At 37.8% G+C, this 20,401-nt stretch carries 18 protein-coding genes; 1 reads left to right on the forward strand and 17 read right to left on the reverse strand.

Annotated features, from left to right (window positions below; translation table 11 throughout):
- Positions 1–231: 231 nt before the first annotated feature.
- The 15 genes from K9N40_03960 to umuD all read right to left on the reverse strand — a co-directional run bounded on the left by K9N40_03960 (position 232) and on the right by umuD (position 15,606).
- Positions 232–2,922, reverse strand: coding sequence for a PD-(D/E)XK nuclease family protein (locus K9N40_03960; GenBank protein ID MCF7813622.1), 2,691 nt, complete (start codon positions 2,920–2,922; stop codon positions 232–234).
- Between the two features lie 238 nt (positions 2,923–3,160).
- The gene (locus K9N40_03965; GenBank protein ID MCF7813623.1) at positions 3,161–3,844 is read right to left on the reverse strand and encodes a DUF554 domain-containing protein; all 684 of its coding nucleotides are present in this window, start codon (positions 3,842–3,844) and stop codon (positions 3,161–3,163) included.
- A gap of 151 nt (positions 3,845–3,995) precedes the next feature.
- A complete protein-coding gene (locus K9N40_03970) occupies positions 3,996–6,311 on the reverse strand; it encodes a T9SS type A sorting domain-containing protein (protein MCF7813624.1) in 2,316 nt (771 codons plus the stop codon).
- Positions 6,308–6,628: a hypothetical protein gene (locus K9N40_03975; protein MCF7813625.1), complete on the reverse strand. Its 321-nt coding sequence runs from the start codon at positions 6,626–6,628 to the stop codon at positions 6,308–6,310. Before K9N40_03975 ends, K9N40_03970 begins: the two co-directional genes overlap by 4 nt.
- A 269-nt stretch (positions 6,629–6,897) precedes the next feature.
- Entirely contained in the window at positions 6,898–7,431 is a 534-nt protein-coding gene (locus tag K9N40_03980) for a 2'-5' RNA ligase family protein (GenBank protein MCF7813626.1), read from the reverse strand.
- Entirely contained in the window at positions 7,415–7,894 is a 480-nt protein-coding gene (locus K9N40_03985; protein ID MCF7813627.1) for a GNAT family N-acetyltransferase, read from the reverse strand. Before K9N40_03985 ends, K9N40_03980 begins: the two co-directional genes overlap by 17 nt.
- A gap of 18 nt (positions 7,895–7,912) precedes the next feature.
- Entirely contained in the window at positions 7,913–9,043 is a 1,131-nt protein-coding gene (locus tag K9N40_03990; GenBank protein MCF7813628.1) for a 4Fe-4S dicluster domain-containing protein, read from the reverse strand.
- Positions 9,044–9,067: 24 nt separating this feature from the next.
- Complete coding sequence (locus K9N40_03995; protein MCF7813629.1) at positions 9,068–9,763, reverse strand: DUF6320 domain-containing protein; 696 nt, start codon at positions 9,761–9,763, stop codon at positions 9,068–9,070.
- Between the two features lie 3 nt (positions 9,764–9,766).
- On the reverse strand, positions 9,767–11,041 hold the full coding sequence (locus tag K9N40_04000; protein ID MCF7813630.1) for a hypothetical protein: 1,275 nt from the start codon (positions 11,039–11,041) through the stop codon (positions 9,767–9,769).
- 182 nt (positions 11,042–11,223) lie between these two features.
- Positions 11,224–11,877 (reverse strand): SOS response-associated peptidase, encoded by a 654-nt coding sequence (locus K9N40_04005; GenBank protein MCF7813631.1) that lies wholly within the window; start codon positions 11,875–11,877, stop codon positions 11,224–11,226.
- A 203-nt stretch (positions 11,878–12,080) separates the two neighbouring features.
- The gene (gene dinB, locus K9N40_04010) at positions 12,081–13,196 is read right to left on the reverse strand and encodes a DNA polymerase IV (GenBank protein ID MCF7813632.1); all 1,116 of its coding nucleotides are present in this window, start codon (positions 13,194–13,196) and stop codon (positions 12,081–12,083) included.
- 4 nt (positions 13,197–13,200) lie between these two features.
- Positions 13,201–13,584, reverse strand: a complete 384-nt coding sequence (locus tag K9N40_04015; protein ID MCF7813633.1) for a hypothetical protein — start codon at positions 13,582–13,584, stop codon at positions 13,201–13,203.
- Position 13,585: 1 nt separating this feature from the next.
- On the reverse strand, positions 13,586–14,866 hold the full coding sequence (locus tag K9N40_04020; protein ID MCF7813634.1) for a Y-family DNA polymerase: 1,281 nt from the start codon (positions 14,864–14,866) through the stop codon (positions 13,586–13,588).
- Between the two features lie 4 nt (positions 14,867–14,870).
- A complete protein-coding gene (locus tag K9N40_04025; protein ID MCF7813635.1) occupies positions 14,871–15,161 on the reverse strand; it encodes a hypothetical protein in 291 nt (96 codons plus the stop codon).
- Position 15,162: 1 nt separating this feature from the next.
- On the reverse strand, positions 15,163–15,606 hold the full coding sequence (gene umuD, locus K9N40_04030) for a translesion error-prone DNA polymerase V autoproteolytic subunit (GenBank protein ID MCF7813636.1): 444 nt from the start codon (positions 15,604–15,606) through the stop codon (positions 15,163–15,165).
- A 602-nt stretch (positions 15,607–16,208) separates the two neighbouring features.
- Between umuD and K9N40_04035 the strand changes: the two genes are divergently transcribed.
- The gene (locus K9N40_04035) at positions 16,209–17,243 is read left to right on the forward strand and encodes a low specificity L-threonine aldolase (GenBank protein MCF7813637.1); all 1,035 of its coding nucleotides are present in this window, start codon (positions 16,209–16,211) and stop codon (positions 17,241–17,243) included.
- 168 nt (positions 17,244–17,411) lie between these two features.
- On the opposite strand, the gene K9N40_04040 is transcribed toward K9N40_04035, so the two are convergent.
- Positions 17,412–19,628 carry a carboxypeptidase regulatory-like domain-containing protein gene (locus K9N40_04040; GenBank protein ID MCF7813638.1) on the reverse strand — a complete coding sequence of 739 codons (2,217 nt, stop codon included), beginning with the start codon at positions 19,626–19,628 and terminating at the stop codon, positions 17,412–17,414.
- Positions 19,625–20,323, reverse strand: coding sequence for a hypothetical protein (locus K9N40_04045; protein ID MCF7813639.1), 699 nt, complete (start codon positions 20,321–20,323; stop codon positions 19,625–19,627). The genes K9N40_04040 and K9N40_04045 overlap by 4 nt, the downstream gene beginning before the upstream one ends.
- Positions 20,324–20,401: the final 78 nt, after the last annotated feature.

Raw genomic sequence — 20,401 nt, forward strand, 5'->3', positions numbered from 1 at the left:
TATATCCATTTGTTTATGGTCGCTATTTTTTCGAAACATTACCAATACCTTTTTTCACTTATTTATGGATTCAATATGAAAAAATTCATATTTATTGAAAAGGTTTTTTTTTGATACTTTTTAGAGGGAGCTCAATATTTATTAAAAAATTCTTTCTTTTCATTCAATATTTCTTTCATGTTTTCTAACTTTTCCCCCTGTCAAGGGGGATCAAGGGGGTTAAATCCATCATCACTTCACCAAATCTCGTCTTGTGATCTCAACATGCTCAAATCTGTCAGATTTATCAGCAACAGCAAAACCATTTTCAAAGATTTCTTCTAAAACGTCAAAAATCTCCTCTTTCAAATCAATTCGTCTATTTAGTTTTCTCATGTCTTTTTGTTCAACGAAAAAGAGGAAAGAGCTGATTTTGTCTTGTAATTCAGGTTGATCGATCAGGTAATAAATTTCTTCATAGAATTGCAGTTGGAGTGCTTTCTTCTGTTGAACACTGCCGGTTTTGAAATCAAAAATATATTTCGAGTTATCGGTATGAATTCGAAGATCGGGACGTCCTTTCAGGCAAACATCCAAATCCTTGATTCGAATGAAATCACGTTCCAGGCTACTTTTATTTTCCGGCAAAACTGTAATTACTTTTTCAGAAAGATGAAGATCATTGTGCAATCGGTAGAAAAAGTTCTCGATACCAGCGGCTAAAATTGGTAGAAAAATTTTGTGAAAATAACGCTCGGAAAAGTTATGTGGAGAAAGATATGTGAAATTTTGGTTATGTTCTAGATAATGCTTTATTGCCTGATCCACATACAATTTTGTATTATAAACAAAATTGTGTTTGAATTTGCTGGAATGATAAACTTCCACCAGTCGTTCAAAAACCAAATTGATAATTTCGTGCGCGATATTTCCGATCAATTTACTGCTGAAATCGTTAGAAATTTCCACTTCCCGCTTCTTTAAATTCGCAACAAACTCCAGATAAAATTCGAAAGGATTATTCTTCAATTTCTCCCATTTATAAAAACTCAAACTTAATTTCGTCTGCGGAAATTCAGTTTCATAAAACGGAAAAGAAAAAAAATCATCAGAGATAGAAGATTTGTCAGGAAGATTAGTATCAGTAGTATTGAGTAAATTATCAAACAATATTTTTAGCAGGAAGCCTCTTTGTCTTTCAGGATGTTCCTCTACTGAATCATTTAGTTTCAATTCTTCCAGGAAAGAACTGATCTCGATATTTTCTTCTAAATTATAACGAGTGAAGATCTTTACATTCCGACTGCTGCATAAGAGTCGATAGAAATAATATTTATCACGCAAAGTAATATCTTCGTAGGTTTTTAAACCCAGTTCTTTCCGCTGATTTTCGCTTAAAAGAAATTGTGTATGTTTGCGGTCGGGAAGAACTCCTTCCACCACATTTAATATGAACATATTTTCAAATTGCAGATTACGTGTATCTTGCAGTGAAGTCAGGTTGTAGCGAGTTGGCTCTTTTGATTTATTAAGCTTATTTTTTTTTGGTTTCAAATAATCCAGCAGCAATTTTATGAGGTTTGCTGCTTGGTTGGAAGGGAAAACACTTTTCCAATTTTGCACCAATCCAATCGATTCGATGGATACGAAATCTGCCAAGGAAGAGTAAAAAACTTCTGCCAGATCAGATTTCGTCTGAAAATCTTCCAGCAGATATTTAAGGTTGATATTCTCTGAAATAAAACTGATCAAATTTTCGATGGAATTTATTATATCAATTTTCTGTAGAAATTCGAAAATCTGTGAAAAAGTTTCCTTAAATTCTGGTTTTCTACCGGTAACAAAATCCAGGTCGATAAATTTGAAATCGTTATCGATCAGCTGGAAAAGCCAGGTTCTGATTTCTTCTCTTTTAGTTTTATCGGCAAGAAAATAGCCAAAAATATCATCGGCAGAAACAAGGTTAAAAATATAATTCATCGAAAGCAGGAAAGGATTTCCTTTCTGAATTTTGGAATTTAATAGTTGCAAAATATGCTGCCAGAAGCGGTAAAAACGAGTTTGTGAAAAATCTATCTCGTATGATTTTGAAAAAAAATCTGAGGACAGTAAATGAGCATAAGGTTGACGATTGAATTGAAAATCGATGATCTCAGCTTTTTCTACTTTGCTCAGTTCCACAGCCAAATCCGCGATCATATTTGTTTCATCTTCAGAAGTGAACACATCAATCTTTTCTTTTATGAAGGGTTTAATATTTTCAGCGTTAAAATCAGGGTTGATTTCCAGTTTTTCCTCATCAAAACAACTCTGTGGAATTTGAGTTAAAATTGTAGTTTTATCTTCAAATATTTTCAATAATCTTTTTTCAAAATTGGTAAAATAGAATTGGTTTACAACAATAATTTTCTCAAAATCTTGGGAAATGATCTCGTTTTGTTCACGCATAAAAAGTTGATCTGAAAATCCAATTTCAAAAAGATATTTTGCATAATCAAGTTTCATTTTCTGAAGGTGTCCAAAGGTGTTTAATTGCCAGTTTCCGGCTGTTTGCTTGCGGTTCAGAACTTCGATAATTTCAGAATCATCCACCTGCTCTTCGCTGATCTCTTCCCAGAAAGAAAAGAAATTCTGAGCAAGATCGATAAATTGATGATAGGATTTGATCTTGAAGAATTCTTTTTGATCGTTTTGCATTGCTTGATAAAGAGCTAAAGTTCTTTTTTCCTCTTTCAAAATAGGTTTGTCAGTTAAAAATAGCAATTCTTTCCATTCATCCATTGTCAGAAATTGCTGCGAAGTGAAATCCCAGTTTGGTTGATAAAGTTTGAGTGCTTCTTTTTTGCTTTTTCGTGTAGGAAAGAGTAATAGACAATTTTCCGAATCTATTTCCTGGATCGCAGCTTGCAGGATGTTCTGATTGAGAGGAATGTATTTGATCATTTATAACTCATTGTGATTTGAGATTTAAGATCAACGATCTAAGATTTATGATTGATGCTATACTTCTTAATTCTAAAATCTCCAATCGGAAATCTGAAATCATCTTTTACTCATAATTGATCTACGATTTAAGATCAACGATCTAAGATTTATGATTGATGTTATATTTCTCAGTTCTAAAATCTCCAATCGGAAATCGTAAATCATCTTTTCCTCATAATTGATCTGCGATTTAAGATCATAATAGACTTTTAATCCAAGTCAGCAAAACAATGATCAATAAAGTCGGCAGCATATTCAGTACTCTGATCTGTTTCAGTTCCAGAATTCTGATTCCTAAACCAATGAGTAGAATTCCACCAACAGATGTGAGATTATTAATGTAAAATTCACTGAAATAATTTCCTAAAAGTGCAGTTAGTAAAGTAAGCCCACCTTGATAAATGAGTAGCGGAATCACAGAAAATAAAACACCGATTCCCAGAGCTGAGGATAATGCCATTGCTGCAAATCCATCCATCATCGCTTTGGTCAGCAGCAGGTTTGGTTTACCACCCAAACCTTCTTCGATAGCTCCCAGAATCGTCATCGAGCCCATGCAGAAAAGCAGAAATGCTGTAATTAATCCTTCCGAGAATTTGTCGTTTTTAGATTTCAGTTTAGCTTTTAATTTCTCACTCAGATTATCCATCCAGACTTCCAGATTCAAGGCTTCTCCCAGCAAAGATCCGCTGATAATGCTGAGAACGATGATGAGATAGGATTCTGATTTTAGTGCCATCATCACACCCAGAAAAATGGTGAAAAGTCCGATTCCCTGAAAAGCAACTTCGGTGAATCGTTTGGAAAAACGGGCATGCAAAATCACACCAATAATACTGCCAACGATAATTGTGGATACGTTTACTAAAGTTCCTGTCATACTATTTAACCTTAATCCTGTCACACTGAGCTACGTCGAAGTGTCAGGATAATTTGAACCTTGCGAAGGTCAAAAAGCAAGAAGTACGAAAACGTCTGGTAGAAAGAACACCAGCATCTTGCAGATGCACTCTTCGCAAGGTTATTTAAGTTTATTTCATTAAAATCATCTTTCTGGTTTCAGCATAATCACCACTCTGTAGGCGATAAAAATATATTCCGCTGGAAACCGGCTTGCCGGAATTATCATTTCCATTCCAGACGACACTCTGTTCACTCGTTCCTGAACTACCGTTTGGGAATGTAAATATTTTAACTTTCTGCCCTTTAAGGCTGTAAATCTCAATTGTCGCAAAGTCGGAGCTTTGCGTTACGCTGAAGCTTATTGTTGTGCTTGGATTGAAGGGATTGGGATAATTTCCGATAAGTTTAGTTGAAGGGATTAATTCTTTGTCAGTTCCTACAAAACTAATACTAAATTGAATAGGGTCAGATTCAAATAAATATTGATAAACTGCAGTTATCCCGATCAAATAATTTTGCCCGTTGATCAAATCATAAATGTCATAAGAGAAATCTGTTGTTTCTTCAATCAATTCACCATCTAAATAAATTCTGTAAAAATCGAATGGATATGTACTGCCAGGTTCTGGTGGCTGCCATGTTAAATGAATGTGATCAGGAAAAATTTCATACGATGCATTAGATGGAGGATTTTGAATATACGTGCCCATATAATAATCTTCAACTATATATGACTCTCCTTCTTCATAAACAGCAGAAACACCTGCTACATATAATTGTCCAGGAACCAAGCCGGCATATTCATATTGATAAACATCAGGATCAACTATTGCTACCAGTACACCATCAAGATAAACGTTATAACCAATTAATGTTGCATTACAAGCTTGGGGAGGTTCCCAGAAAACTATCCATAGAAAAGGGTTCAAAACTACATAAGGAGGTTCTAAATATTCTAACGTCATATTCTGAGTGACAGTAGATCCGCTTGTAATTTGGATATCAGTTTCATAAAATCCGAAATAATCCATTTCCGCTGTCAGTATGTAATTTCCCGGCAGCAGTTCCAACTGATAAAAACCGCTGGCATCCGGATTTGTCGTCGTTGTTCCGGTAGAAATCATTACATCTTCTACGTTTCCAGTTCCGCCGCTCAAAGTAACAATTCCTTCCACAAAACCGGGATCAACAGCCACTCCTTCCACGATCAGGCCGTAAATATCGTAATATTGATTGGCATTTCGGGAATCTTCCCAGGCTACCAGAAAGTCGGTGCCATCGGAAGCTACGCAGGATTCATCCTGGTGATTATCGACTGTGCAGATGGCAAATTCTGGTTCAGGAATTGTTCCATCAAACTCTACTTTTCTTCCCCACACATCATACCACAATGTTGGATCGCTGGGATCTAATCCAGCAGATAAGTTCATCACTTCCTGTTCTGGAGCAATTTCTTTTGTATCGTCATCATAAACCAGGAAATCCTGCTTCCAGGTTACCAGATATTGTCCAGCAGAGGCTGCAATTGCCGGCCAGCTTCTACCTTCGGAATTCTGAGTGATTGAAATTGGAATATTATCTCCGATCAAGCTGCCGTCGGTTCCCACCAATTGACCGTAAATACTGTCATCATTGGTGCTGTCACGTTCATCCGACCAGACAAGCAGATAATTATTTCCGTTATATGCAAATTGTACAAGAAGTTGTTTGGTTGCATTTGTGCATACAGCAATATCATCACCGATCAATGTACCATCTGTTCCCACAAACTGCATAAAAATGTCACGATTACCATTTCGGTCATCATCCCAGGCAACTACATAATTCGTACCATTAAAAAGAACATCAGGATAGATCTGAGATACTGTTGTTGCCAATCCTGCTGGGCGAATATCGAAATTTGAACCGATCATACTTCCGTTTGGTGCTACAAATTGTCCGCGAATATTTGCTCCCTGATTCGGCATGCCTTCCTGCCACACTACCAGATAATTCGTGCCGTCGAAAGCTACTTTCAAAAAAGAGCAGCTTTCTGTATTTCCGCTGGAAACAGCAAATTGTCCCCCAGAAGGATTACCATCCTGATCAACAAAAATTCCATAAGCATCGCGAGTGTAATTATAAGGACTGCGTTGACGTGACCAGGCAAAAAGATAATTTGAACTTCCCCAGGCAAGGTGATGCATGAATGACATTGCGTTGTAAGGCGGAAGAATCTGATGCTCGATCGGATCTACTGTACCGTCTGGTGAAACAAATCTTGCCCAGAATTCATATTCATAACTACTGGAACGTTTATCCAGATAAACAGTAAAATATTGTCCGTTAGCAAAAGATGCTTCGGGATAAGTCTGGCTCCAGGGATTGGTAGCAATACCGAATTCCTGGCCAAGAATAAGATTGGAAACTAATAAAATAAAGAATATAAAAAATAATTTTCTCATGATATTTTCTCCTTATATTCATCATTTGAGTCAGGTTGTGAGAATTTCAAATTTTTTATTAAAATAATCAGACAAAAAATAATATCTAAAATTGCCACAAAGACCGGGACGACAATTGCGACAATTACGCTCTCCAAAATCATTGCATCAGAAACTCCATTGATTATTGCCAGAATTCCTGCGATAATGAAAAGCAGGATGGTGCAGGCAAAAAATATTATGAAAAAGATGATGATTGTGCTGAGTAAAACTGTTAAATTGTATAATATCAGGTTCTTCCTAAGAAGCGGTCGGTATAATTTTTCCAGGAAATTCATAATTAATCCTCATATTTTTTTTTACATTGCAGGAATTCCATTACATTCTTATCATGTCAAACAAAAACCGAGGTTGTAGGGAGATTCACGAATCTCCCGAATAAAGGATATACAAAATGAAATTTAACCATAAGCTCATTCCAGGTTTTTTTTAGAAAACGATATAAACGATTCATGGTAGAGATCCGATTGAAAATATATTTTGATATTTTGTTTAAATATTTGAACCTATTTCCAAAACAATGATGATCTGCTAACAATCCGGTGTTTTACTTTCCTGAATTCCCAATCTCAAACACAGCCAGCTGCTCATTAGGCTTAAAACCCAGAATTCCAATTTTTTCGATTCTTGCTTTGATCGGTAGCTGTAAATTATCTATAACTTTTAACGCTTTGGGAATTTGTTTTTCTTCTGCAGCCAAAACCAGCGTGCAGTGTGGAATCCAGTTTTGGGGCAGATAATATGACCATTCATTTTTAATTTCATCTTGGAAATGAACATGAAAATCCTGATGTAATGCTTTTAATCGATCATCCAGACCGGGCTGCAGAAATACTACTTTTTTTTCTCCATGAAACATGCCAACTTGAGTAAGTTTTAAATTAAAAGGTGAAATGCTGGCTGCATATTTTTTTAATCTTTTGATGTAATCGTAAAGGTCGAGTTGATCGTAGATTGCCAGCGAAATGTGCGGTAATGTATCTTCATCTACAGGTAAACCTGCAAGCAGAAATTTGGTGCGCAGATCGATCAGGGTAGCTGTGCTTTGCTGGTCAAAATACAACTCAATGGCAAATGGCATAAAGTTCCTGAATATCCATCTTATAGATTCTGGATCTTTCAGCGGAAAGATCGAATCCGTCTTCAATTCTGGTCCAACCGTATTTCTCGTAGTAACCATCATGATCTGTAGTAAGATAAATGGTTTTGTATCCAAGTTTTTTTGCTACATTCTTTCCATGATCCATTAGCGTAGATCCAAGTTGATTTCCACGATAATCTTTGTCTATAAATAAACAACCTAACCAGGGCCAGAGATCTTGTCGGCTAATCAGATCATTTGTCAAAAGCGCATAACAGCCGATTATCTTTTCTTCATCCAACATCAGATAGAAGCGGGGAAGAGGTTTGCCGGGAAGTGAGGAATTTTGAATTGCATCTTCATAAAATGGAAAATTAGATTCATTTCCCCAGATGCCGTGAATATATTTTACAGCTTCTGATATCCCTTTTTCATATTCTTTCACATTGATTATTTTATACATAATTCTTCCTGAAAAATATTAACCTAAAAGCAATTTCAGCATTTTCATCATTGTTCTGCGTTTTCCAAATTTCTTCTGTAAAATTTTCATGTAAAGTGATGCTGTATTTTTGGGAGGAACGGTTTCTTCAGCCTTTTGTTTTAATTTTATTGCTTTGGGAGGGCATGTGGTAACGCACAATCCACAACCAATGCATCTTCCCAGATCAATTTCGGCTTTCACATTTTCGATCTTGATCGCTTCCATCTGACAGCGACCTACACATATTGAACAACCTATACAGTTTTCTTTTGTTATTTCTGCGTAGTAATTCGTGGCAAATAGTTCTGCTGGATTTGGAAATTGTTTTGCAGCGGTTAGAACTCCACAGCAGCAGCCACAACAGATACAGATGCAGAAAGGCTCTCTTGTATTTCCAGGTTGAAGAACCATACCTTCTCGTTCAGCTCTATCTAAAATTGCCAGGCATTCCTTTTTGGAGATTTCTCGAACCTGTTTTCTGGCAGCATAGCTTTTACTGCCAAATATCAAACATATCTCGATATTATCTGTGCGTTTACAGTGATTTCCCAGCAGTTCTTCACCTTGTTTGCAGATGCAGTTTGCTACCTGGATGGGTTTATCAACATTTTGCACGAAACTTCGCATATCATCATAAGTTGCTATTTTATATTCTGGAGCTAAAGCTTTCCAATGTGGAGAAGTTCTTAGTTGAGGAATTGCAGTTCGATGAAATTCTTCTGCAAAAGCTTCATCAAAATATTCATTCATGTCTTTCATGAATTCTGGAGTAAGTTTATCCACATGATATTCAAACATTCCAATAGCCAGCATAGCATTGGAATAACGCCAGGAACCTTCTTTACCTGACCGCTCCAGACATCCTTTCATGAACATTTCATGCAGATGATCTGTTATCTCTTTTTCGGTTAACTCAATCTGGAATATATCCTGAAAGCGTCGAAATACTTTTACCGGTCTTTTGGGTGCAAGATTCAAACAACATGCAATCCTGGCTTCAATTGGTGTGAACAGGAATTTCAAGATTCTGATTTCTACACCGGAATCTGTTGCCGGCATGCCAATCGGAAAATTATCAAGATGTTGCTGGAGCCGACGGTAGATCTGTTCGTCAGATATTTTATTCATAATTTGTGCTCATAAATTTACCAATTAAATATGAAAATATTTCTTCAACTCAGAATCTTTTTTATTTATTCTTAGCTGGAAATATATGAAAAATCCACTTACAGGTAAAATACAGGCAAAAGCGACCAGAGACCAGCTGACCATCAAATTTTCCTGATGAAATTTATTTAAGATCACTTCCAAACAAAGCAGGAAAATACCAACTGCTAATGTGCCGACAGATAGTGATAAGAAAGTGGATAATTTAAAGGAACGTATCCAGAGAATTACCAGAAGAAAAAGAATGCCGACTACCACAATGATAGGCAGGGCTAAACTGAAAAACCAGGAATATACGGGAATAAATCGATCCAGGAACCAGAGGAAAATAAGAAAATTGATTGTTTCCAGGACTACAAGTAGATATGGTTTTTTAATGAGATGATGAATAAGAAAAACAAATAACCAACAGAAAATGATCGAGCTCAGAGGAATGCGAGACCAGGTTAGATCTGCACCATAAGCAAAATCTACAGCGGCAACTACAATCGCCCCTGCAGCAGAAAAAAAAGAAAACAATTCCATTAAGAATGGACTATGGATTTTTTGCTTCTTTGTAATAGGTGTAACAGCATGCTTTTCTTCATGCACTATTACCTTTTCTCCCAGAGTGGCCTGGCAAAGCGGACATTTCTTCTTAGTACTTTCTATCTCTACACCACAATTTTTACAAATTGGCATATATCAAATCTCCCTTATAGAAACGGAAATCCCATCTTCCACAAGTTTTGTAAAGAAAAGTCTTTCTAATTCTGTACTTTCAACCACACTGCTAAAATTTATTGTCAGCTCATTTTGATAGGACAGAACAACGCAGCTCTTCTTTATACCATGATTTGGAACAAGAATGCAATCAAAAGATTTTAAAAATTCTTTTGCTTTATCAGGAATAATAATTTTGCCTAAATTGGAAATTACACCTGAATAGCAATTCTCTCCTAATCTACTGTAAAGCGCTGTTAGATAAATGTCCTTAATAAATAATGGGATTATGCGTATAATGGGATTGAGTTCACCCCCAACATTGCGCGAAGTCTGTCTGCCAAGTTCTTTGCTGTCTATTTGCATTTGCATACTGTGATGAACTTTTTTCAGAATTTCTTTAAAAGTAAATTCTCCTAATTTCAAATCCAATTCAGGAGAAACATAAAGTGAGAAATTCCGCATTGTCTGGGAGGGATAGAATTTTCTCATGTTAACAGGTACTTCCAATCTTATAATCGAATTCTTCAATTTAAGCGTTTTTGCTTTCTGTTTATAGATATGCATCAAACTAAACATGTAGACGGCTGTTAAATATTCAGTTAAAGATACTTGATTTTGACGTGATATAATAATGACATTATCTAATTGGAGTTTACCTGTGATCAATTTAAAACTTTTATCAGAAAATGGTTTATCCGGAATATGGAAAGCTTTAGGCAGGGCATCTGGCTGAGGAAGGTTTCCTGGAAAAAACTTCCTGTGACTATCTTCAAATTCATTGGCTGAAGGTGCATCATCAGGATGAGGAATACCCTCTATTCTATCTATTTTTACACCTTCAATCCGCAAGTATTCAAAAACCAGAGCCAGCAAGAATCTAATACCGCCATTGCCGTCGGTAATGATATGGGAGAAATCCAGAGCAATCGTGTTTTCCCGAATGCAGATCTTGATGAGATGCGCGGTTTTTTGATTAAGATCGAAAGTTGCAGTAGGGATAGGTTCCATTAATTCTATTGGTGGAACATCTTGATGTCTTTGCAGATAATACCAGAAAAATCCTCGGCGCAAATAAACTTGAAAATACGGACAACGCTCCAGAAGTCTTTCCCAGGCATATTGCAGAGTTTTCAATTTAATAGGAGAATTTAGAGTAACTGCTAATCTAAATTGAGCTGGAGACTTCTTGTTGGAAGTAGCTGGATAGATCTTGGCAGCATTATCTAATTTTAACCAATCTTTTTTTTGATCCATATTTCCTCTCAATCTTTAGAATATTAATTTCAAATAGTAGTGTTGGATGTCAAAAGAAAAGGTAGAAAAAGTTATACGACCTCCATGTATAGGCAGGAAGTAACCTCGAAAATATGTCTTGGATGAATTATCAACAAATACAAATTAAAATATCTATTACTTAAAACCTTGTACCTAAAACCCTATACCTCTTTCAATAAATGCTTATAATTATTTTTATAGGAATTCACTGCTTTGGATACCGGATAAATTTCCATATCATCACTGATATATGGTTTTAAAAGATTCAATAGTTCTTTCTGCTCGTTCTGCTGCAGCCACTTTTCTTCATCTTGCCTGGGAAGGATAACCGGCATGCGATCGTGGATTTCTCGCATTATTTCATTTGCTTGCGTTGTGATGATGGAGCAGGTTCTCAGCGAAGAGCCATCGGGATGATGCCACTCTTCCCAGATGCCGGCAAAAGTAAAAAGTTCACGATCTTTCAAGTGGATAAAATACGGTTGTTTTTCCGGTTTTTTCCATTCGTAAAAGCCATTGGCAGGAATCAGGCAGCGCCGATAGCGGAAAGCAGCTTTGAAGCTGGGTTTTTGATTGATCGTTTCAGCTCTTGTGTTTATCATTCGGTAACCTATCTTGGGATCTTTGGCCCAGAAAGGAACTAATCCCCATTTTACAGGTTCCAGAATTTTTTTGCTGTGAACAGTCATTACAATTGGAATGATCTGACCCGGAGCAACATTGAAATTTGATTCCAATTCTCCTATTTTATTCAAAATATCTGCATATTCTTTTATTGCGCTAAAACTGCTGTATAACGCAAATCTTCCACACATAAAAAAACTCCTTGTAACTCGTTCTTTGTAACTCGTTCACTCCTGAACGAGAAAAGCCCACGGTCAAGAGTGACTCTAACACATGCAACTCGTTCACTTCTTTTCTGTAATAGTGTTCATTATCACCATTGCGAAGGTACACACCTCCCGGCTAAAGCCGTACTCCTCTCCAGAGGAGAATTAACCATTCGCAAGGTAGCAAGTCAATCTCCAACCACCAATTCCGTTTCTGCAAAGAACGGCAGAACCTGCTGTTTATTTTGCTGATCATGCAGCCACACCAGGTTACTCACACTTAAACCCAAGAGTCTAATACTGCATTTGGGACCCAAAGTTTCCAGTAGAAGTTTACGTCCCACTTGCAACATCAGTTTGTCGTCATCAAACGGCAACTCAAAAGTCTTGCTTCTACTCACAACGTCAAAGTTGGCATACTTGATCTTCACCGTCAAAGTTTTTGCTTTAAATTTCTTTTCCTGCATTTTTCCACTGATCTTTTGTGAGATTGTTTTCAGTATGTTCAGCATCTCTTCCACATCTGTAATATCTTTGGCAAAAGTGCGTTCACATCCTAATGATTTACGAATTCTGCTGGTCGTCACTTTCCGGTTATCGATTCCACGAACGATGTAATAATAGAAATTTGCGACTTTTCCAAAATGTTTTACAAGTTCCTTAAGAGTTCGTTCTTTAAGATCTTTTCCATTGCGAATTCCCAGGTAATTCATCCGTTTTTCGGTTGCTTTGCCGATGCCGTGAAATTTACCGATGGGAAGTTCTTCCAGAACTCTCATCGCTTGCTTTGGAGTGATCACTGTCAAGCCGTCCGGTTTGTCCATATCGGAAGCGATCTTGGCCAGAAATTTATTGTAGGAAACTCCCGCAGATGCTGTGAGTTTGATTTTCTCAAAAATCTGTTTCCTGATCTCTCGGGCGATTTCGGTAGCACTTTCTGTATTCATTTTGTTTTCTGTTACATCCAGATAAGCTTCATCGATGGAAACCGGCTCTACCAGATCGGTATATTCATAGAAAATTTCTCTCACGATTTCAGCGGCTTCTCGAATTCGATTAAAATCAGGACGAACAAAAATGCCGTGCGGACATAATTTATGAGCCTGAAAACTGGGCATGGCGGAATGAATTCCGTATTTCCGCGCTTCGTAATTGCAGGTGGAAACCACACCGCGGCTATTTGCCGGTCCTCCACAGATAACCGGTTTGCCTTTTACTTCGGGATGATCGCGAATATAAACTGCAGCAAAGAAAGCATCCATATCCACGTGGATTATTTTGCGTATTTCAGTTTGTTTTTTCATTTTGTCAGCTCACGGATTCACACGGATTATCGCAGATTTGATTTTTCTTTTTTTCTACATTAAAGTTCTTCTTTGTAAGGGGAAAAGACGACGAATGTCGGCAAAGGGGTTTAGTTAGAATTAGTTCTTGATTTTGCAAACCCCCTTTTGTTCCACCTTCTGAAGGGGGACTTGATTCGTTATTCTGGCGAAATTCTCCTTTTAAGACGCCGTACTTAGCTTGAAGAAGTTGGGGTACAGCTTTTGCCGGGGGGTGTGTAAAACGGCGAGATGAAAAGCTATAAATAATTCCACGAGATTCTTCGATTGTAAAGCTATAGATGCCGCAGAAAGATGATTTTCTGCGAAAATTTATAGATTCCTCAGAAAGACGGGTTAAATTTTTCATCTCAAATTGCCTTTACCACGGGAATGTGTTTCCAACTTGTCGTGTAGCTGGGAGTAAGTGCCTGTCGTTTCATCTGCCAGGGTTTCTTGATACCTGATGCAGCGAAAGTAAGTCGATGATTTCCCATTTTTTCGTTGATCTCATCCATGCAATCCATGATTATCTTACGTTTATCATCCAGATAGCACGGCTCGAAGAAATCAAGTGGAACCTTGGTTTGATGCATAATATCAGATATCATTACGCCCGATTTTTTATAATTGTAGCCGGGACGGTAAATACGTTTCATCAGCACAGAAGCAGCATGCAGAAAATCGGGGGAATAGGCAGAGGGAAGAGGTAGACGGCCGGTAGCATAATTAGCGTATTGAGGTTCGTTTTTAAAGCGGTTGGTGGTGATGAAAACGGTGATCTGCGAGGCAACCTGGTTTTCTTCCCGCAATTTTTCCACAGCACGCAGGCAATATTCGGCGGTGGCTTCCTGCATATCGCGCAGTTCCGTAACCGATGAGCCGAATGATTTGGAAGAGACGATCTCTTTTTTGGGTGGAATATCTTCTTCCAAATCTATGCACGAAATGCCGCGCAGTTCTTTTACCATGCGCAATCCTACAATGGTCATTTTCTTTTGTATCCATTTATCCGGTGCTTTAGTAAGTTGGAAGGCATTTTCAATGCCGTTGCGGCGCAGCATTTTGGCATATTGCCTGCCCACTCCCCAGATATTTTCTACTTCCAGCCAGCGCAAAATCTTATCTTTATCGGGATGATCGGTGATATTGAAAACGCCTTCGATGAACGCATGTTTCTTGGCAAAACGATTGGCAACTTTGGCCAGCGTTTTGGTTGGCCCAATGCCCACGGAAACCGGCAATCCGGTATGCTGCCGGATCGTGTGTTTGATCTGCCAGCCATAATCTGTCAGATCCAAATGCTCAAAGCCTTTTAAAGAAAGAAATGCTTCATCAATGGAATACACTTCCACATCCGGCGAAAAATTGTGCAGCGTTTTCATCACACGGTTCGACATATCTCCATACAGCGTGTAATTGGAAGAGAACAGATGAATTCCATGTTTGCGGATAAATCTTTTATCGATCTTGAATGCTGCATCGCCACGTTTTATTCCCACTTTTTTCAGTTTGGAAGAAAGTGCCACGATGATACCGTCGTTATTGGAAAGAATGCCTACCGGTTTATCGGCCAGGTGCGGATTGAACACTTTCTCGCAGGAAGCGTAGAAGCTGTTACAATCAACCAGAGCAAAAATATCACGTGCCATTTTTTTAAATTCTCAATGAATATTTATCAATCGTCATTCTGACGTTTCCTGCACGTTGTTCTTTGGAAGAATCTTTGTTAGTACAAGAAGTGAAGCTAAAAGCAATCCCCCGAGATTCTTCGATGGTAAAGCTATAGATGCCGCCGAAAGATGATTTTCTACGAAAATTTATAGATTCCTCAGAAAGAAGTATTTCTTTTTCATCATTTTGACGAATTCTATATGCTGCTCCGAAGCTTTCATAGCGAGGTTGAATTGAACCATCAGGCAGAAAAAATAAATCTAATAAGATCATTTCACACCGTTTTATGCAGCGAATAAACGACTACACCCCAAATAACGAATTCCATGTCTTTGGTTATTTCCACTTTTGGATAGTCAGAATTTTCCGGCATCAGATACCACTTATTTTTTTCCTGCCAGAGCCGTTTCACAGTCAGTTCTCCATCCACGATGGCGATCACGATCTTCTTGTGAGCTGGTTCCAGTGAACGATCCACGATAAGAATATCGCCGGAAAAAATTCCGGCACCGGTCATGGAAAAACCATCTACCCGCACGAAATATGTAGCGCTGGGGTGAGCCACCAGAAATTCGTTCAGATCCAGAGTGTCTTCGATGTAATCCTGGGCTGGAGATGGAAAACCCGCCGGAATACGGTTACCCAGCAGCGGACGCAACAATGTTGTATTTTGCTGGAATCTGCTTAAGAATATAATTCTGTCCGTTTGGAAGTTCATTAATACCTCTACATTGGACTTGTCTCAAAGTATAACTTGAGACGAGAACAATGGCTCTGCTTTTTCTTTTCTGCAATTCTCGGCTCACGCTGAATCTGTGAGCCAGGTCTTGCAATTATCTCACTTATTACAATTCAATAAATTAACCGGTAAGATAATGTGTCAATAATAAAATTAACTAAAGAGTTAAAAATATGTTTTGGACTAAATTACTTTGACAAAAACCTTCCTTTACAAAATATCACTTTATAGATGTAAAAGGTGTTGGTTCATTTGTCTTGATTGAACCTTGAGTTGAATCAGATCGTCCTCGATCGTTTTAATCGAAAGAATTCCTCGCTGCTCTGCATCGGGGTTTTCCAAATTTTCTCCCCTGTTTGAGGGGAGATTCGGCAGTTGCCGGAGAGGGGTAAATAATGAAAATTCGATTTTCAGCTTGCTGAAATAAATTTAGCGAAATACACCTTGGCTCTGCCACGGTGATAGTCAAATTTAAGAATTTTCTTTGTTAAATAACTTTCGGGACGAAAGAACAAAATGGTGTGGACTCCTCGAGACGAGAAGTCCAACAAACAAATTGAAATTTATAAAAGGGAAATAATATGAAGCGAATTATAAAACGTGGTTTTGCCAGCGATAACAATGCCGGCGCACATCCAGCAGTTTTGCAGGCAATGATCGATGCCAACGAAGGACATGAAATCGGTTATGGAGATGATTATTTTACAGCGCAAGCAATCGAAGTGATCAAACAGCATTTTGGTGAAGATATTGCAGTTTTTCCTGTTTTCAACGGAACAGGAGCAAATGTTCTGAGCCTAAAAAATCTGACGGAATCTTTCAATTCGGTGATCTGTGCGGAAACTTCTCATATCAATGTAGATGAATGCGGAGCTCCGGAAAAGTTCACCGGCTGTAAACTGCTTCCTGTAGAAACAGAAAACGGCAAACTTATCATCGAAAAGATCAAGAAACACATGCATGGTTTTGGATTCGAACATCATTCTCAACCGGGAGTGATATCGATAACTCAAGTTTCTGAATTAGGAACAGTTTACACACCATCCGAAATCAAAATCTTGGCAGATTATGCCCATCAAAATAATATGTATCTGCACATGGATGGCGCACGTCTTTCCAATGCTGCTGCAAGTTTGGGGCTTGGTTTTAAAGAATTTACTGCAGATGCCGGAGTTGATGTACTTTCTTTTGGTCTTACCAAGAATGGAGCGATCAATGCAGAAGCTGTGATCTTCTTCGATACGGATTTGGTTAAAAATTTTAAATATTACCGCAAACAAGCCATGCAGCTTGGTTCCAAAATGCGTTTTATGGCAGTTCAATTTGAAGCCTTGCTTTATGGGAATATCTGGAAGGAGAACGCAGAACATGCCAATAGAATGGCTCAGCTTTTAGCAGATAAAATTTCCGAAATTTCTCAAATTAAAATCACGCAGAAAGTTGAATCAAATGGAGTTTTTGCGATAGTTCCGCCAGAAATAATTCCAAAATTACAAAAGGAATTTTTCTTTTACATGTGGGATGAACATGATTCCGAAGTGCGCTGGATGACCTCTTTCGATACAACAGAAAAAGATGTGGAACAGTTTGTGGAGTTGGTTAAGAAATTAGTTTAGAAAAAAAACCTTCCAGATTTCGAAAACCTGGAAGGTTAAATCTACTCTGAAAAGCTCTCTATCAGAAATTCTTGCATTTGAGACTTTCAGAATTTTTCAAGATCAATATAATTGACCTTGAAAGTGCTTAACTGGAAGCCTGTTTGGAAGAAGCCTTTTCAAGGTTTATTATTTCAACAATAAAACTTTTTTACTTCTTACTTCTTTCCCAACTTTCAATTTCACAAAATAAACTCCGCTGGAAACAGGTCGATTGTTGTAGTCGGTACCGTTCCAGACAACTACACTTTCACTCGTTCCTAAACTCCCGTTTGGGAACGTAAATGTCTTCACTTTCTGGCCTTTCAAATTATAGATATCTATGTTCGTAAAAAAAGACGTTTGCGTTACGTTAAAACTAATTGTTGTAGTTGGATTAAACGGATTGGGGGAAATATTCAAATCTAATTCTGGTTGGATCACGTCATTTCCTATTCCGGTAATTTCAGCCGTCAAAAGATAAGGATCGGTTGGGCTGCCGCAGGTTTCATTGTTCAGGAAATTCATAGTTTCATTGCAGGTATACACTTCATCGCTTGCTTCATCGTAGATCATGAAGCTTATTTCTTCACCATCGGTATCTCCAACAACAGTAAAATACCAGAAACCAAAATCGTAATAAGGTGGATTGGCTGGTTGCCAGGCTGCAATACTTCTGCAATCCGATTCTCCACCCGGTCCAAAAGCTCCGACCATATTATTTCCTGTATTATCAAATTCATTACCTTCAAATGTGATCGCAGCCATCACTACCATGGAATATTGAGTTCCGCTGATTACTGACCAATCTGGAATTTCATCGGTATTTGCATTTTCTTTTTTTTGTTTTGTTAGGATGGCATCTGTTCCACCGTACACCAGAATATCAGAAGCATTCATGTCAATTTTATAACCTTGATTTGGCTCCATCTGCAAAAGATCGCCAACCCAACTTCCGGGAGGATTGATATAATTAGCAGTTTGCGATTGACTTTTTACCTGATTTACATTCTGTGCGATAATATACAGAGCATCATCCAAAGGAATAATTGTGCGTGGATAATAGGCTATCCAATTCCAACTTTCTGTCAAATTGATCGGAGTGTTCACATCAATAGGTTCACCATTCAAAACAAAATCGTTAACGGGATTAGTCATATAAACCAGATATGCTTCGCCATCAGTAATCTCTGTTAAATTACCGATCCAGGTTTGAGAAGCTTCAAAATAGGTGGCAGATTGCGTTTGATTTTTAACCTGATAAATATTTGCGCCCAACGTTCCAAAAACATTGGAAATCGCTGGATCAATGGGATGTACGTAAAATGAAATCCAGTTCCAGTATTCTCCCAGATCGATCACTTGATTAATACTGAAATCGATATTCAAAGTATACGGATCTTCCGGAGTTCCCAAAGTTGAGTTATTATCAAAATATACAGTTTCCCAGCAATCATAAACTGCAGATGTGGAACTTTCGTAAACTTTAAAGCTGATTTCTTCATTTTGAATATTTCCTACTACAGTAAAAAACCAGTATCCATCCCAATATGGCAGATTGGGTTCCTGCCAGACAGCAACTCCACGACAATCATCTTCGCCACCGGGTCCAAAAGCTCCAATATGATTTATTCCATCATAAACAATCGGATCGGAACCAAACATAACTTCACACATTATTACCATGCTGTATTGTGTACCGGAAAGTGGTTCCCAATCGATAAGAGTAAAATCGATATTTTCAGTATTTTGCCCCTGAATCACTTCTACATCTGTTTGTGTAACTGTATTGTATCCGGAAAGTGAAGCCGTAATATTATATGTTCCAGGCACAGCAGGAAGTTCATAATATCCGCTGCTGTTGGGATGAACAGAATAAGTTCCATTGGAAACATCAGCATTTTGCAAATCACCGGCCGGCGGTGTTGTGGTGAGTAATGAAATAGTTCCTGTTATCAGATTGGAACCGACTGAAAGCAGATAAGGATCGGAGGGAGAACCAATTGTATCATTATCTTGAAAAATAAAAGTCTGATCGCAATCATAGATTTGATCGGAAGCTTCGTCATAGATTTTAAAGCTGATTTCCTCACCGTTTGTATTACCCACGATATTGAAATACCAGAAGCCCGGATTTCCTGATTCCCAACCTGCAATATCTCGGCAGTCGCTGATTCCACCAGGGCCAAACGCTGCAGCCATATTCGTTCCTGTACTTTCAAAATAAGAACCATTATAAAGAATTCTGGCGAATAGTATCATGGAATACTGAGTTCCGGTGATTGGCTGCCAATTGGGTGGATCGGCCGCAAGAAATGTAGACGAAACCAAAAAAAGCAAAATTATTATAAACTTAAATTTTTTCATTTTACCTCTGTTTTATCATTGGTTTTGTTTTTTCTGGAAACTTCCTCATCCAAAATGAGAGTATCGGAAGAAGCTGTAACCACATAAAACTTTCTGGTGTATTGTTCAAAATCAAAATCGATCCAGGTGGTATCTGATGTGTGACCAACAAGATTTTCTGAAGATTTTACGACATCAACAGTATCATCGGCATAAATGTAATAACTGTTTGCGTTTATTGAAGTTGACCAGGATAATGCTATAATTTCTCTAGTAGAATTGAATGAAATATTTACGTTTTGTGGAGGTAGAAGTAAGGTGAATTCCGAAGTTAAAGTATATGGATCACTGGGAGAACCAAATGTATCACCATCCTGAAAAATGAAAGTTTGATCACAATCATAGATCTGATCGGAAGCTTCATCATAGATTTTGAAGCTAATTTCTTCTCCGTTTGTATTACCCACGATATTGAAATACCAGAAGCCCGGATTTCCTGATTCCCAGCCTGCAATTTCTCGGCAATCATCGATTCCACCCGGACCGAAAGCTGCAGCCATATTTGTTCCAGAATTATCAAATGATGAATTATTGAAGATGATTGTGGTAAAAAGCACCATGGAATATTGAGTTCCAGTTATTTCCTGCCAGTTAGGAGGATCAGCAAAAATATTTAAGCTGATAAAACAGATAATAAATATCAGTATTATTTTCATGATTTTAAATGAAAATTTATAAAATCTCTCTCGAATAGATAATAATTCCCAGACCATATGAATACAGCCTGGGAATTA

This window comes from Candidatus Cloacimonadota bacterium (genome assembly GCA_021734245.1).
Lineage (GTDB): Bacteria > Cloacimonadota > Cloacimonadia > Cloacimonadales > TCS61 > B137-G9.

Coding starts and splice junctions, on each gene's coding strand:
- K9N40_03960 (MCF7813622.1), bottom strand. CDS start 2,922: ATGATCAAATACATTCCTCTCAATCAGAACATCCTGCAAGCTGCGATC.
- K9N40_03965 (MCF7813623.1), bottom strand. CDS start 3,844: ATGACAGGAACTTTAGTAAACGTATCCACAATTATCGTTGGCAGTATT.
- K9N40_03970 (MCF7813624.1), bottom strand. CDS start 6,311: ATGAGAAAATTATTTTTTATATTCTTTATTTTATTAGTTTCCAATCTT.
- K9N40_03975 (MCF7813625.1), bottom strand. CDS start 6,628: ATGAATTTCCTGGAAAAATTATACCGACCGCTTCTTAGGAAGAACCTG.
- K9N40_03980 (MCF7813626.1), bottom strand. CDS start 7,431: ATGCCATTTGCCATTGAGTTGTATTTTGACCAGCAAAGCACAGCTACC.
- K9N40_03985 (MCF7813627.1), bottom strand. CDS start 7,894: ATGTATAAAATAATCAATGTGAAAGAATATGAAAAAGGGATATCAGAA.
- K9N40_03990 (MCF7813628.1), bottom strand. CDS start 9,043: ATGAATAAAATATCTGACGAACAGATCTACCGTCGGCTCCAGCAACAT.
- K9N40_03995 (MCF7813629.1), bottom strand. CDS start 9,763: ATGCCAATTTGTAAAAATTGTGGTGTAGAGATAGAAAGTACTAAGAAG.
- K9N40_04000 (MCF7813630.1), bottom strand. CDS start 11,041: ATGGATCAAAAAAAAGATTGGTTAAAATTAGATAATGCTGCCAAGATC.
- K9N40_04005 (MCF7813631.1), bottom strand. CDS start 11,877: ATGTGTGGAAGATTTGCGTTATACAGCAGTTTTAGCGCAATAAAAGAA.
- dinB (MCF7813632.1), bottom strand. CDS start 13,196: ATGAAAAAACAAACTGAAATACGCAAAATAATCCACGTGGATATGGAT.
- K9N40_04015 (MCF7813633.1), bottom strand. CDS start 13,584: ATGAAAAATTTAACCCGTCTTTCTGAGGAATCTATAAATTTTCGCAGA.
- K9N40_04020 (MCF7813634.1), bottom strand. CDS start 14,866: ATGGCACGTGATATTTTTGCTCTGGTTGATTGTAACAGCTTCTACGCT.
- K9N40_04025 (MCF7813635.1), bottom strand. CDS start 15,161: ATGATCTTATTAGATTTATTTTTTCTGCCTGATGGTTCAATTCAACCT.
- umuD (MCF7813636.1), bottom strand. CDS start 15,606: ATGAACTTCCAAACGGACAGAATTATATTCTTAAGCAGATTCCAGCAA.
- K9N40_04035 (MCF7813637.1), top strand. CDS start 16,209: ATGAAGCGAATTATAAAACGTGGTTTTGCCAGCGATAACAATGCCGGC.
- K9N40_04040 (MCF7813638.1), bottom strand. CDS start 19,628: ATGAAAAAATTTAAGTTTATAATAATTTTGCTTTTTTTGGTTTCGTCT.
- K9N40_04045 (MCF7813639.1), bottom strand. CDS start 20,323: ATGAAAATAATACTGATATTTATTATCTGTTTTATCAGCTTAAATATT.